The sequence below is a fragment of the Acidovorax sp. SUPP3334 genome (genome assembly GCF_030159055.1).
Classification (GTDB): Bacteria; Pseudomonadota; Gammaproteobacteria; order Burkholderiales; family Burkholderiaceae_C; genus Paracidovorax.
This window is the reverse complement of the sequence record NZ_BQXQ01000023.1, coordinates 1-12,689: the sequence shown is the minus strand read 5'-3', so window position 1 is coordinate 12,689 and position 12,689 is coordinate 1. Positions and strand designations below refer to the sequence as shown.

At 56.2% G+C, this 12,689-nt stretch carries 14 protein-coding genes; 11 read left to right on the top strand and 3 right to left on the bottom strand.

Annotation, left to right across the window (positions count from 1 at the left end; translation table 11 throughout):
* The first annotated feature begins 2 nt into the window (after positions 1-2).
* Genes AVHM3334_RS14160 through fliR form a run of 4 tightly spaced genes read left to right on the top strand, consistent with a single transcriptional unit; the run spans position 3 to position 2,162 of the window.
* Positions 3-362, top strand: a complete 360-nt coding sequence (locus tag AVHM3334_RS14160; RefSeq protein ID WP_284413261.1) for a FliO/MopB family protein — start codon at positions 3-5, stop codon at positions 360-362.
* Complete coding sequence (fliP, locus tag AVHM3334_RS14155) at positions 355-1,116, top strand: flagellar type III secretion system pore protein FliP (RefSeq protein WP_284413259.1); 762 nt, start codon at positions 355-357, stop codon at positions 1,114-1,116. Before AVHM3334_RS14160 ends, fliP begins: the two co-directional genes overlap by 8 nt.
* 9 nt (positions 1,117-1,125) lie before the next feature.
* Complete coding sequence (fliQ, locus tag AVHM3334_RS14150) at positions 1,126-1,395, top strand: flagellar biosynthesis protein FliQ (RefSeq protein ID WP_092745701.1); 270 nt, start codon at positions 1,126-1,128, stop codon at positions 1,393-1,395.
* Positions 1,392-2,162 (top strand): flagellar biosynthetic protein FliR, encoded by a 771-nt coding sequence (fliR, locus tag AVHM3334_RS14145; protein WP_284413373.1) that lies wholly within the window; start codon positions 1,392-1,394, stop codon positions 2,160-2,162. Before fliQ ends, fliR begins: the two co-directional genes overlap by 4 nt.
* A 17-nt stretch (positions 2,163-2,179) precedes the next feature.
* Here the strand turns inward: fliR and AVHM3334_RS14140 are convergent, their stop codons facing one another.
* Positions 2,180-2,809 carry a response regulator gene (locus AVHM3334_RS14140; protein ID WP_284413371.1) on the bottom strand — a complete coding sequence of 210 codons (630 nt, stop codon included), beginning with the start codon at positions 2,807-2,809 and terminating at the stop codon, positions 2,180-2,182.
* On the bottom strand, positions 2,809-3,930 hold the full coding sequence (locus AVHM3334_RS14135; RefSeq protein WP_502869913.1) for a hybrid sensor histidine kinase/response regulator: 1,122 nt from the start codon (positions 3,928-3,930) through the stop codon (positions 2,809-2,811). Before AVHM3334_RS14135 ends, AVHM3334_RS14140 begins: the two co-directional genes overlap by 1 nt.
* Positions 3,931-4,089: 159 nt before the next feature.
* On the opposite strand from AVHM3334_RS14135, the gene AVHM3334_RS14130 reads away from it, so the two are divergent.
* The 7 genes from AVHM3334_RS14130 (at position 4,090) to AVHM3334_RS14100 (ending at position 10,590) form a co-directional block, all read left to right on the top strand.
* Positions 4,090-4,536 carry a hypothetical protein gene (locus AVHM3334_RS14130; RefSeq protein ID WP_272565370.1) on the top strand — a complete coding sequence of 149 codons (447 nt, stop codon included), beginning with the start codon at positions 4,090-4,092 and terminating at the stop codon, positions 4,534-4,536.
* Between the two features lie 52 nt (positions 4,537-4,588).
* The gene (locus tag AVHM3334_RS14125) at positions 4,589-4,951 is read left to right on the top strand and encodes a response regulator (RefSeq protein WP_092745705.1); all 363 of its coding nucleotides are present in this window, start codon (positions 4,589-4,591) and stop codon (positions 4,949-4,951) included.
* Positions 4,952-4,991: 40 nt separating this feature from the next.
* The gene (locus AVHM3334_RS14120) at positions 4,992-7,151 is read left to right on the top strand and encodes a chemotaxis protein CheW (RefSeq protein WP_284413258.1); all 2,160 of its coding nucleotides are present in this window, start codon (positions 4,992-4,994) and stop codon (positions 7,149-7,151) included.
* A gap of 32 nt (positions 7,152-7,183) precedes the next feature.
* Entirely contained in the window at positions 7,184-7,675 is a 492-nt protein-coding gene (locus AVHM3334_RS14115; protein ID WP_284413256.1) for a chemotaxis protein CheW, read from the top strand.
* A gap of 99 nt (positions 7,676-7,774) precedes the next feature.
* Positions 7,775-8,665 carry a CheR family methyltransferase gene (locus tag AVHM3334_RS14110; RefSeq protein ID WP_284413255.1) on the top strand — a complete coding sequence of 297 codons (891 nt, stop codon included), beginning with the start codon at positions 7,775-7,777 and terminating at the stop codon, positions 8,663-8,665.
* 27 nt (positions 8,666-8,692) lie between these two features.
* On the top strand, positions 8,693-9,454 hold the full coding sequence (gene cheD, locus AVHM3334_RS14105) for a chemoreceptor glutamine deamidase CheD (protein WP_284413253.1): 762 nt from the start codon (positions 8,693-8,695) through the stop codon (positions 9,452-9,454).
* 23 nt (positions 9,455-9,477) lie between these two features.
* Complete coding sequence (locus AVHM3334_RS14100; protein ID WP_284413251.1) at positions 9,478-10,590, top strand: protein-glutamate methylesterase/protein-glutamine glutaminase; 1,113 nt, start codon at positions 9,478-9,480, stop codon at positions 10,588-10,590.
* Positions 10,591-10,611: 21 nt separating this feature from the next.
* Here AVHM3334_RS14100 and AVHM3334_RS14095 read toward each other — a convergent pair whose 3' ends face one another.
* Positions 10,612-12,498, bottom strand: coding sequence for an ATP-binding cassette domain-containing protein (locus AVHM3334_RS14095; protein ID WP_284413249.1), 1,887 nt, complete (start codon positions 12,496-12,498; stop codon positions 10,612-10,614).
* Positions 12,499-12,689: the final 191 nt, after the last annotated feature.

Below are 12,689 nucleotides of genomic sequence, written 5' to 3'. Positions count from 1 at the left end.
ACATGACGCAGACGCTGGTCATCGTCGTCCTGTTCGTCGCGGCCATTGCGACGCTGCCTTGGTGGATTCGGCGTATGCAACAGCGCCATGGCGTAGGTCTCGGAGCGACGCCTGCAGCGGCTTCCAAGGTGGTATCGACGGTCGGCATCGGTCCTCAGCAGCGCGTGATCACCGTGGAAGTGGGACCGGAGCACCAGCGGACCTGGCTGGTCTTGGGCGTCACGGCCCAGCAGATTCGATGCCTTCACGTGATCGATCCCGCATCCGCGAGGGTCAGCCCTGGTGCAGTGCCCACCGCTTCCTTCGCGCAGGAGGTCGCCGCAGTCCGCTTGCGGGAGCAAGAGGCACCCAATAATGTCTGATCGCCTGCGCGCCTGGAGCCCCTGGGCGGCAGCGGCCATCGCGACGACGGCTGCTCCGGCGGCATTTGCGCAGGCTGCGGCCGGCTCTTTGCCCGTGCTTGTCGGCACGGGCAACGCGGGCGCCAGCTACTCGGTGCCCATCCAGACGCTTTTGTTTTTTACGGCGCTGTCGTTTCTGCCGGCTGTGCTGCTCATGATGACGGGGTTCACTCGCATCGTGATCGTGCTGTCACTGCTGCGCCAAGCCATTGGAACCCAGTCGGCGCCGCCGAACCAGGTGATCGTGGGACTGTCGCTCTTTCTCACCTTCTTCGTCATGGGGCCAACCTTCGACCGCGTATACCAGGACGCCTATGTTCCCTATACCGCCAACACCATCACGTTCGAGCAGGCCCTGGAAAAAGCGGAGGCGCCCATGCGCGGGTTCATGCTGAAGCAGACACGGCAGTCCGACTTCGCCCTGTTCGCACGCTTGGCCAAACTGCAGCCGGGAGCCACGGCAGAGACCGCGCCTCTGCGGGTGCTGGTGCCTGCCTTCGTGACCAGCGAACTCAAATCCGCATTCCAGATCGGGTTCATGATCTTCATTCCCTTTTTGGTCATCGACATGGTGGTGTCCAGCATTCTGATGTCGCTGGGCATGATGATGTTGTCCCCCGTGTTGGTCGCCCTGCCCTTCAAGCTGATGCTGTTCGTGCTGGCCGATGGCTGGAATCTGCTGATCGGTTCTCTGGCCGCCAGTTTTGCAACCTGAGGAGTGCGCATGACCTCGCAGATGGTTCTGACAATGGGGCGCGATGCCCTGACCCTGCTGCTCATGATTTCGATGCCGGTATTGGGGGCGGTGATGGTGGTGGGGCTGCTGGTCAGCATTTTTCAGGCCGTCACCCAGATCAATGAGGCGACCCTGGCTTTCGTGCCCAAGTTGATCGCGGCCATGGTGGTGTTTGCCATCGCCGGCCCATGGATGATCACCTCGCTGGTGGATTTCATTCGCAGAACGATCGAATCCATTCCTTCGGTCGTGTCGTGATCACGTTTTCAGAGGCGCAACTGGTGGCATGGCTGTCACCGATCTTGTGGCCTTTCTTGCGCATCCTGGCCATGTTCATGGTGGTGCCCGTTTTTTCGATGCGTGTGATACCGATGCGCGCCAAGATCGGGCTGGCATTCCTGATTTCGGTGTGCGCGCAGGCAGCGTTGCCCGATCAGCCGGTCATCAACGTCAATGGCCGCGAGGCGCTGGGGGCGGTGGCGCAGCAACTGGCGGTGGGTGCGGCCATCGGGTTTGCGGTGCGGCTGGTGTTCACGGCCGTCGAGCTTGCCGGCGAAGTGATCGGTCTTCAGATGGGGCTGAACTTTGCGTCTTTCTTCGATCCTTCCAGCAATACGCAGGTGAGTGCCGTTGCCCGCTTTTTCGGGCATATGGCCATGCTGTTGTTCGTGGTCATCAATGGGCACCTGATGGTGTTGATGGCCGTGGTGAAAAGTTTCGACAGCTTTCCTGTGAATGGCCATTTCATGCAGGCGCTGGGCCAGTTGCGTTTGCACGATCTGGGGGCGTCGCTTTTCTCGAGTGCCTTGTGGATTGCTTTGCCCATGATCGCCCTTTTACTGTTTGTGAACATGGCGATGGGCATCATTTCGCGCGTTGCGCCCCAGATGAATATCTATGCCGTGGGTTTTCCGGTCACCCTGACCGTCGGCCTGTTAGGGATTGCGGCAACATTGCCCATGCTGGAGCAACCCGTCATGGCATTGATGCAGCAATCCATCGACCTCTTTGCTTCGCAGCGGTAGGGAAGGGGCGGTGCAATTCAGACGAGCTGATTGCGGATGGCATACACCGTCAACTCTGCATTGTTCGAGAGCTTGAGTTTTTCCAGCACGCGGGAGCGGTACACACTGACTGTCTTGGGGCTGAGCATGAGTTCTTCCGCAATATCGGACAGGCGCCTACCCGAAGCGATTTTCACCAACGTTTGCAACTCCCTTTCCGAAAGGGCTTCGTGCGGTAACTCGGGGCTGGGTTGCGCCAAGCTGTCGGCAAGCATCTGCGCCACCTCGGGAGTCAGGTATTTGCGCCCTTTCATCACGGTGCGAACTGCTTCGATCAGTTCCACAGGATCTCCCGCCTTGTTGGCGTAACCTTGGGCGCCGGCACGCAGGCAGCGCAGGGCGTACTGGTCCTCGGGATACATCGAGACAACGAGAACCTTGACGGTGGAGTCCGTCTCCCGGAGGCTGGCAAGCACCTCCAGGCCACTGCGGCCCGGCATGTTCAAGTCCAGCAGCAGCACGTCGCAAGGGGCGGTTCGCAAGACATCCCTCAGTTCAGAATACCCCCCGGCTTCACCCGTGACCTGGATGTCCGGTGCCTCGGACAGCGTGTCGCGAATGCCCCGCCGCAGGACTGCATGGTCATCGCAAAGTACGACCTGGATCATCATGGCGCCTCCTCCTCTGGAATATTCTGGGGTGTCAGCGGCACGGACAGTATGACGGCCGTTCCGCGACCCGAATGGCTGCTGATATCGAGCCACCCTCCCACGGTGCGTGCTCGCTCTTGCAGGCCTTTAAGCCCGAAGGATTTCGGTTTTTCCCGCATCGCGGGCTCCATTCCTCGGCCATCGTCCGTCACTTCCAGCGTCAGCACGCCCTCGCTATCCGACAAATCTACACCCACCTGCCGTGCATCGGCGTATTTGAAGACATTGGTCAGCGCTTCTTGCGCTGTGCGGTAAGCCACGAGTTGAATGGCTGCGTCCACATGGATGGTGTCTTTGTTGGTGTGCACCCGGGTAGGAATTCCCGTTCGTCGCTCGAAACTTTCCGCCAACCACTGCACTGCGGCCACCAAGCCTTGGTCCAGGATCGGAGGCCGCAGATTCATCATGATTCTTTGGCTGGCTTCGATGGCATGCTGCAGCATCTCGGTGGCCGCTGCAGCGTGGGCCTGGGTACCGTCATCTTTCGCATGCCGGCTGATCCAACCGACGTCGAAGCGGACGGCACTCAATGCGCCGCCGATGTCGTCATGGATCTCACGGGCAATCGCAGCGCGTTCCTGTTCAATCGAGCTCTGCAGATGTTCCGTGAGTTCAGCCAGTCGTCGCTCGGACGCGGCCAATTCAGTGATTGCCTGCTCACGGGCTCGCCTGGCTTCATGGACTTCGATGGCGCGATCAATGACATGGGGCAACCTCGCCATGTCGTCCTTCAGAAGGTAGTCCGCGATGCCCAGCCGCATGGCATCCACAGCCGCGGCTTCTCCGATGGCGCCGGACAGCAGAACAAAAGGGGGGGGGCGCTCTCGTTCCGCAACAACGCTCCAGGCGTCAAGAGCGGTGAAACCTGGCAAGCGGTAGTCCGCCAGGATCAAATCGAAAGGCGCGGTATCCAGCTGCCGTATGAACGTATCCAGTGTGTCTACGTGGTGAATTTCATACACCACGTTGGCGCGGCGCAACGTAATACAGGCCAACTCATGATCCGCTACAGAATCTTCTAGATGCAGGATGCGCAAGGGTCGATCCGTTACTCCTGATGTCATAGGGAACGCTATCATAGGATACATATTGGAACAAACAAGGGTGTTTGTCCCGTGCGGCGGTCACCGACGAAAGCCGTGAGAATGGTTTGCATGGACGTGTTGCTGGTGACTTCGTCGCCAGGTCTTGGATTGGATTTGGTGTGCCTTGCAGCCGCTTGCAGCTTTGGAGAAACGATGCAATCTACGCTAACTAGCCCTGGCGGCCCAGGGGTTCAGGTGCCAGTCATGGTGGCCGCGGAATTGCAGGATTCCTTGTTGGTTGTCATGCATGATCTGCACCGCCTGGAAGGGCTGCTCAGCCACGCGACCGACAATCTGCTGGCGCGTTTCGGCGAAGCGAATGGCGCACTGACCGATGATGTCGTCGGCGATTCCGCTGAACTGGCTGCGTTGCGAACCGCTTTGCGCAGCGCGGTGACCGAATTGCAATTTCAGGACATGGCTTCCCAATTGATCTGGCACACCACCAAGGTGCTCCAGGGCTGCGCCTTCCGGTTGGCCTCCGAAGCCATGGGCACTGAAGAGGGCGAAGAAGCTGCGCCCTTTGCCGAGATGGCACCCGACCGTCCCAATCCTGTCACGCAGAGCGAAATGGACGCAGGATCTATTGACCTGTTCTGAGCAAGCGCCCCGTAACCGGTTACCTTATATATTCAAGTGAGTGGAGCCCTACATGCAATCGATTCTCGCCGTTGATGATTCACCGTCCATGCGAAAGATGGTGTCCTTCACCCTGACTGGGGCGGGATATCATGTAGTGGAGGCGGTAGATGGGCAGGATGCGCTCGAGAAAGCCGAGACCCATGACATCCATCTGGTGCTGGCTGATCAGAACATGCCGAGGCTCGATGGAATCGGCTTGACTCGCAAGCTGCGTGAACACCCCCGGTTCAAGACCATTCCGATCCTGATTCTCACCACGGAGTCGAGCGATCAGATGAAGCAGGCTGGGCGCTCTGCTGGCGCTACCGGCTGGCTGGTCAAACCTTTCGACCCGAACCGCCTGATTGAAGTCATTCAAAAAGTGATTCGTTGACGCAATCGCGCGCAGATAACTCAAGTACTGGAGCCCCTACATGGCGGATACCTACCAAGAAGGCGCGGGCGGCGGCGCGGACTTCGATCTCAGTCAGTTCTATCAGATCTTTTTCGAGGAGGCGGGCGAAAATTTGGATCAAATGGAGCACATGCTTCTGGATCTGGATCTCAGCGCGGCCAATGATGAAGAGTTGAACGGAATATTCCGTTGCGCTCACTCTATCAAGGGGGGCGCTGCAACGTTCGGATTCTCCGATGTAGCGGAGTTGACCCATCAGATGGAGTCATTGCTGGATCGCTTGCGCCGGCATGAACTTCAGCCTATTCCACAGATGGTGGATGTGCTTTTGGAATCTGCCGACGCGTCGCGCAGTTTGCTGGCTCGCCATCAGGCTGGAGGGCAGGGAGAGGCCGTATCTACTTCAGAACTGGTCCACCGCATCAGCGAATTGGCTGCGGGCAAGGTTCCAGCCGAATCCGTGGCAGTCACCGCGCCTCCACCACCCCCTGCACCCGCGCCTGTGGTTGCGCCAGCTCCTGTTGCAACTCCGCCTTCGATTCCTACTTCCGCAACCGCACCGGGAAGTGCGCGGTCGCTGGAAATCCGTATTGGTCCGCTGGAACGCTTGGAGCAGGCCGATGCCATCAAGGAACTGTTCCGCGATATTCCAGGGCTTGGTTCGATCCGCGATGTTCCCTCCGCTGAACCGGGCTTTCGGCGGTTTGCCGTGCAAACGACTTCGACCAACGACGATCTGTTGGATCTGTTTGCCTTTCACGTGTCCAAAGACCAAGTCAGGATCGATGGAGAGGGCGCAGAGGCGATGGCAGAGTCCGATCCTGAGGCCGCTTTGCTGCAGGAAGTAGGCTCAGAGGCTGCCGCTGAAGCGCCTTACGGATTTTTCAATGGCTCTCCAGGAATGCCTGGCGAGCCAGCCGCAGTGCCTGTTGGAAATGTGGTGGATGTGCCATCTGCCAAGCCTGCCAATGCGACTCGTGCTGCAGAGCCAAAAGCCGTCAGTCAGGCTCAGATGGAATCCACCACCATTCGCGTGGCCGTGAACAAGGTGGATCAATTGATCAATCTGGTCGGCGAATTGGTAATCACCCAGGCCATGCTTGCACAAAACAGCCGTGGTCTCGATGCAGGGGCGTATCAGCAACTGTTAGCAGGGCTGGCCGATCTCGATCGCAACACCCGTGATCTGCAGGAATCGGTGATGTCGATCCGCATGATTCCCATGTCGATCGTGTTCAGCCGCTTCCCACGGATGCTCAGGGATTTGGCTAACAAGTTGGGCAAGAAGGTAGAAATGGTCACGCTGGGCGAGGCCACTGAATTGGACAAGAGTCTGGTCGAGAAAATCACCGACCCTCTGACGCACTTGGTTCGCAACAGTTGTGACCATGGCATTGAAATGCCGGCGGATCGCCTTGCTGCGGGCAAGTCCGAGCACGGAACGATTACGCTTTCGGCGTCCCACCAAGGTGGGTCGATCGTGATCGAGGTGCGCGATGACGGACGAGGCTTATCTCGCGAAAAGATCCTGCGCAAGGCCAGGGAACGTGGTTTGGATGTGTCTGACCAGATGAGTGACGCAGATGTTTGGGGGCTGATCTTTGCGCCCGGTTTCTCTACCGCCGACGAAGTCACCGACGTGTCGGGGCGGGGTGTCGGGATGGATGTGGTGAAACGGAATATCGCCGCGCTCAACGGGTCCGTAGAGGTCGACTCCGCTGAGGGGTATGGAATGCGGGTTTCCGTGCGACTGCCTCTGACGCTTGCCATCATGGACGGCATGTCGGTTGGTGTGGGCGAAGAGGTCTACATTCTTCCTCTTTCTTCAGTCGTCGAATCCTTCCAAGTCAATCCAGACGACGTCAATACCGTTGCGCAAGGTTCCCAGCTCGTCAAGGTTCGGGATGAATACATGCCGGTCATTGCGCTAGAGAAAACCTTCCAAGTTCCTCGCCTGGATCAGAACAAGTCCAGCAACATCATGGTGGTGGTCGAAGCGGACGGTAGTCGAGTCGCTCTGTTGGTCGATGAATTACTTGGTCAGCACCAAGTAGTGGTCAAGAATCTGGAGACCAACTATCGCAAAGTTCCCAATGTGTCGGGCGCTACCATTCTTGGCGATGGCACTGTGGCGCTGATCCTGGATACAGGTGCCTTGGTGCGACGCGCTCGTCACTAAGCCCGCGACCCATTGATTTAAGGAGAGCCCACATGGCTGGAGTGATGGAAAAAACCAATGAAGCGACTGTCTCTGGCGCGCGGGAGTATTTAACCTTCCGGCTCGATCAGGAGGAATATGGAATCGATATCCTGAAAGTGCAGGAGATTCGCGGTTATGAACCTCCGACGCGAATCGCCAACGCCCCAGATTTCATCAAGGGCGTGACGAATCTCCGCGGAACCATTGTTCCCATCGTCGATATGCGACTGAAATTCAGTTGTTCCAAGGCGGAATACAACAGTTTCACGGTCGTCATCATTCTGAACTTGCGTAATCGGGTCGTTGGAATCGTGGTGGACTCTGTGAGTGATGTGATGGAGTTGGCGTCCGACCAGATTCGTGTGGCTCCTGATGTTGAAAGCACGATCGACAGCAACTGCATCCTTGGTCTTGGCTCGGTAGGTGAGCGCATGCTGATCCTGTTGGATATTGAAAAGTTGATGGCCAGTATGGATATGGGGTTGGTGTCGCCCCACGACTGAATTCGACAGGCTGTAATTCCGCAACCTGAGAAGGCTTGAATAGCCTGTTGCGTAAAAAACTGGCATGTGAACCACCGAACTTGTGAAGTGAAAAGCAACATGCGCCAGACCTCCAGTCATTCTTCTTCTGCGCGAGGCGTGGTGGAATCCCCAAGCACTACCGCAACTTCGGGGCCTCTAGCGCAGGGACGAGAATTTGTTTGGACGAACGCAGATTTCTCCCGTGTTCAGGCGTTGATCTATCAGAGGGCAGGTATCAGCTTGCACGACGGTAAACATGCCATGGTCTACAGCCGCTTGTCTCGTCGTTTGCGCGATACAGGGCACACGAGCTTTCATGAATATCTCAGTTGGCTGGAAACCCACGACGGTCCCGAATGGCAAGAGTTCGTGAATGCCCTCACGACCAATCTCACCGCTTTTTTCAGAGAACAGCACCACTTCGAGATTTTTGCCAATCTCCTGCGTACTCGGCCGGCTGGCCCATGGAGTGTTTGGTGTAATGCTGCTTCAACAGGAGAAGAACCGTATTCCATCGTGATGACAGCGATGGAGTCGTTGAGCAGCCCTAGCTCATTCAAGCTGACGGCCAGTGATATCGACTCACGTGTACTGGCTACAGCGGCAGAAGGCGTCTATCGGCTCGATAGTGTGAAGGGTTTGAGCGCTGAGCGCCTGCAGCGATTTTTCTTGCGTGGAAAAGCATCCAATGCTGGCTTTGCGCGCGCCAAGCCAGAACTGCGCCGCAGCATAGACTTTTTGAGCGTGAATCTGATCCGCGACGATTGGCCTTTTCGGGAACCCTTCGATGCCGTGTTTTGCCGCAATGTCATGATTTACTTCGACGCGCCCACTCAGCGCAAAGTGCTGGAACGTATCCATCGAGTGCTGAAGCCTGGGGGCATGCTATTTGTGGGGCATGCCGAAAACTTCAGTGAGTCGCGTGATCTTTTTACTCTGCGCGGCAAGACCGTGTACGAGCGCCGCTGACCGGACAGTCATTTGTAAGAAGCTTCCATGACCAATACCCGACCTGGCGTTCCTTCTTCCTCCGGCATCCCGCCATCTGTCCTTGGGGGGGCTGTTGAGCGTAGGCGTGCACCTCGGATCGCTCCGCTGAGTGCTGATATCTATACTGGAACGCCTGCTGCCGTAGCAAAACAGTCCAGTCTGGTAGAACTCAAGTCACAGTCCCGGCGCCCGGGAGAGGCTTCATTTTTCTTTTTTGATCATCATTTTCAGCACAACGCAGTCAAGGTACTTCCAGGGGAGTATTTTGTATCGGATGAAAATCTGGTCATCATGACCGTTCTTGGTTCGTGCATCGCAGCTTGTCTGTGGGACAGCCGTAGCAGAATCGGCGGCATGAACCATTTCATGCTTCCGGACGGAGATTCCTCCGATGTGTCTGGTCGCTACGGCTCCTATGCGATGGAATTGCTGATCAATGAAATGCTGAAGTTGGGCGCTCGGCGAGAGAGCATGCAGGCCAAAATTTTTGGTGGCGCCCAAGTGATGCATAACTTCACGACGATGAATGTTGGAGAGCGCAACACCAGCTTCGTGCTGAACTATCTGCAAACAGAACGCATACCAATTGTCTCGGAGGATGTCCTCGACATTTATCCGCGCAAAGTCGTCTTCTTTCCCGTTACGGGTAAAGCCATGGTCAAGCGCCTAGCGCATGCGCATCCTGAGACGCTGGTGGAGCAGGAAGTCCGGGGCAATGCCGCGACGGTAGCGAAGGCCACGGCGGGTGGATCAGTTGACCTCTTTTGATAAATGAACAAGGACATGAGGGAATGAGCAGGAAGATCCGAGTGATCGTGGTGGATGATTCGGCGCTGGTGCGTAGCCTCTTGGCTGAGATCATCAATCGTCAACGCGATATGGAGTGCATCGGAACAGCCAATGACCCCCTGATTGCACGAGAAATGATTCGGGAAATGAACCCTGATGTCATTACGTTGGACGTTGAGATGCCGCGCATGGACGGCATTGATTTTCTGGGCCGTCTCATGAGGCTGCGCCCAATGCCTGTCGTCATGATTTCCACGTTGACGGAGCGGGGCGCCGAAGTGACGATGAAGGCGCTCGAACTTGGGGCGGTGGACTTTGTCGCAAAGCCCAGGGTGGGTTTATCCAGCGGATTGAATGAACTGGCCGCGCAGATCGTCGAGAAGATTCGTGTGGCTGCTGTTGCGCAGGTAAGGCGGGCTCCTGTCCAGGATTCGGCCCGTGCTCACTCTCCACACATCGCGGCACAGGACGGCTCACATGCTCCTCTTCATGCAACGACGTTGCTGGGCCGACTGTCCACAGAGAAGTTGATTTGTATTGGCGCATCCACTGGGGGCACCGAAGCTATCCGAGAGGTATTGGTGCAAATGCCTGCGGATTCCCCTGCGATTGTGATCACTCAACACATGCCCCCTGGCTTTACTACGAGTTTTGCAGCAAGGCTCAATGGCCTGTGCCAGATCACTGTAAAGGAAGCATCCAGCGGCGAACGTATTTTGCCGGGTCATGCCTACATCGCGCCTGGCGGAAAACAATTTCACATTGCCCGCAGCGGAGCGAACTATGTCGCCGTTGTCGACGACGGACCTCCTGTCAATCGGCATAAACCATCTGTAGAGGTTTTGTTCAAGTCTGCTGCTGCGGTGGCAGGGCGCAATGTTTTCGGCATCATGCTGACGGGCATGGGGAATGATGGAGCTGCAGCCATGCGTGAAATGAAGAACGCTGGTAGCTATAACTATGTACAGGATGAGGCCAGTTGCATTGTTTTTGGCATGCCCCGTGAAGCTATTGCACATGGCGCAGCGGATGAGGTATTGCCTTTAACGCAAATTGCCCCAGCATTGATCACACGGCTGCGGGGAGCGACAGACCGATTGCACCATCGGATCTGAGCATCTTCCCCTCCGGCACTATCAAGCACCCAAGACAGTCCAGCGCTCTAGGGAGGCCATCAACTGGTTTTCGATCTCACTTTCGCGAGCATGCAGTGATGCAGCTCGAGAACTGTCGCTTGTATATATAGAGCTATCTGCAAGTTCCGCTTGGATAGTTTGTTGTTCTGCTTCAAGCGCAGCGATTTGCAATGGAAGTTGCTCCAACTCTCGTTGTTCCTTGTAGCTCAGCTTTTTCTTCGCTGATTGCTCAGGCTTGCTCAATGGTTCCGCTCCGTTTGGTTCAGTAGGCGCTTTCATCGCGGCTGGGACCCCGGCATTGATTGCTCGGCTGCGACGCGATTGAGTGAGCCAATCTTGCACGCCTCCTTCGTATTCTCTCCAATGTCCATCTCCCTCGTACGCAATGGTGCTAGTCACAACATTGTCTAAGAACGTCCGGTCGTGGCTTACCAAAAAAACTGTGCCGTCGTACCCCTGAAGCAATTCTTCGAGCAGGTCTAAAGTATCGATATCGAGGTCGTTGGTGGGCTCGTCAAGCACTAGCACGTTGGCAGGGCGCGCAAAAAGGCGTGCTAACAGCAGTCGATTGCGCTCTCCTCCCGAGAGCGAGCGTACTGGAGAATGGGCGCGTGCTGGAGAGAAGAGAAAGTCACCCAAATAGCTTTTGACGTGTTTGCGCTGACTACCGATTTCGATCCATTCGCTACCTGGGCTGATGAAGTCCTCAAGGGTGGCGTCGAGATCAATGGAGTGACGCATCTGATCGAAGTATGCGACCTGTAAATTTCCACCTCTTCTGACAGATCCCTCATCAGGCGCTAAGTCCCCCAGGATGAGTTTAAGGAGAGTAGTCTTTCCAGCACCGTTAGGGCCGATCAATCCGACCTTGTCACCGCGCAGAATGGTTCCAGAAAACCCTTTGACAATAGCTTTATCGCCAAAAGCCTTTTTGACGCCTGACAGTTCAGCAACGATCTTTCCTTGGTAGCCGTTTTGTGCGCCTGATGCGAGGTCCATTTTGACGCTGCCCAATATTTCCCTTCGAGCATTACGATCAGCACGTAAGACTTCAAGGCGCCCAATACGACTCTGACTACGGGTTCTGCGGGCTTCCACCCCTTTTCGAATCCACACCTCTTCTTGAGCAAGTAGCTTGTCAGCTTTTGCTGAGATAAATGCCTCTTGAGCAAGTTGCTCACTCTTTTGAATAGCGTATCGTGCGAAATTTCCTGAGTACGAACGAAGGTGTCCTCGATCAAGTTCGACGATGCGAGTGGCTACTTTGTCTAGAAATGAGCGATCGTGTGTGATAGTGATAACACTGCCCTTGAAATCGAGCAACAGATCTTCGAGCCACTGAATTGAATCCAGATCAAGATGGTTTGTCGGCTCGTCAAGTAGCAGCACGTCTGGCTTGGCAACTAAAGCCTGAGCCAGCGCGACCCTTTTCTTAGTGCCCCCAGATAGCGTACTTACTAAAGAATTGGAGTCCAGTCGAAGACGCTGAAGGGTCTCTTCAACCCTCTGCTCCCAGTTCCATGCGTCGTACATCTCAATCTGCGATTGCAGCGCATCCAGATCCATACCCGGCTCACCAGAAAGATACCGCTCTCTCAATCGCGCGGCTTCTTGGAGTCCTTCTGAAACTGCGGCGAACACTGAAGCACTCATTTCAAGAGTTGGCTCTTGGGCTACAAACGCTACGCGAAGACCTTGTTGAAGCTGCATGTTTCCGTCATCTGGTCTCGCGAGGCCACCCAGGATCTTCAGTAGCGATGACTTCCCTGCGCCGTTGCGTCCTATCAGTCCAACACGTTCGCCGGCCTCTAACGAGAATGCAGCATGATCTAGTAGCGCAACGTGGCCGAAGGCTAGTTGGGCGTCAAGTAAAGTGATAAGTGCCATAGTTCAATTATCCAGCCTCAACGAATGCCTTTCCGCGGGGCCTAAGGGGACGATGGACAATTTTTGTGGTCATCCTCCTACGAGGATGAGTTTTGTGGGCTATACTAGCGGGCTTGGCAGGGTCGAAGGGCGGCGAGAGTTGCTTGGAGAGGCTGACAAGAAAGGTTGGTTTTGAGTTGTGGCCGGGTAAA

Coding starts and splice junctions, on each gene's coding strand:
- AVHM3334_RS14160 (WP_284413261.1), top strand. CDS start 3: ATGACGCAGACGCTGGTCATCGTCGTCCTGTTCGTCGCGGCCATTGCG.
- fliP (WP_284413259.1), top strand. CDS start 355: ATGTCTGATCGCCTGCGCGCCTGGAGCCCCTGGGCGGCAGCGGCCATC.
- fliQ (WP_092745701.1), top strand. CDS start 1,126: ATGACCTCGCAGATGGTTCTGACAATGGGGCGCGATGCCCTGACCCTG.
- AVHM3334_RS14140 (WP_284413371.1), bottom strand. CDS start 2,809: ATGATCCAGGTCGTACTTTGCGATGACCATGCAGTCCTGCGGCGGGGC.
- AVHM3334_RS14135 (WP_502869913.1), bottom strand. CDS start 3,930: ATGATAGCGTTCCCTATGACATCAGGAGTAACGGATCGACCCTTGCGC.
- AVHM3334_RS14130 (WP_272565370.1), top strand. CDS start 4,090: ATGCAATCTACGCTAACTAGCCCTGGCGGCCCAGGGGTTCAGGTGCCA.
- AVHM3334_RS14125 (WP_092745705.1), top strand. CDS start 4,589: ATGCAATCGATTCTCGCCGTTGATGATTCACCGTCCATGCGAAAGATG.
- AVHM3334_RS14120 (WP_284413258.1), top strand. CDS start 4,992: ATGGCGGATACCTACCAAGAAGGCGCGGGCGGCGGCGCGGACTTCGAT.
- AVHM3334_RS14115 (WP_284413256.1), top strand. CDS start 7,184: ATGGCTGGAGTGATGGAAAAAACCAATGAAGCGACTGTCTCTGGCGCG.
- AVHM3334_RS14110 (WP_284413255.1), top strand. CDS start 7,775: ATGCGCCAGACCTCCAGTCATTCTTCTTCTGCGCGAGGCGTGGTGGAA.
- cheD (WP_284413253.1), top strand. CDS start 8,693: ATGACCAATACCCGACCTGGCGTTCCTTCTTCCTCCGGCATCCCGCCA.
- AVHM3334_RS14100 (WP_284413251.1), top strand. CDS start 9,478: ATGAGCAGGAAGATCCGAGTGATCGTGGTGGATGATTCGGCGCTGGTG.
- AVHM3334_RS14095 (WP_284413249.1), bottom strand. CDS start 12,498: ATGGCACTTATCACTTTACTTGACGCCCAACTAGCCTTCGGCCACGTT.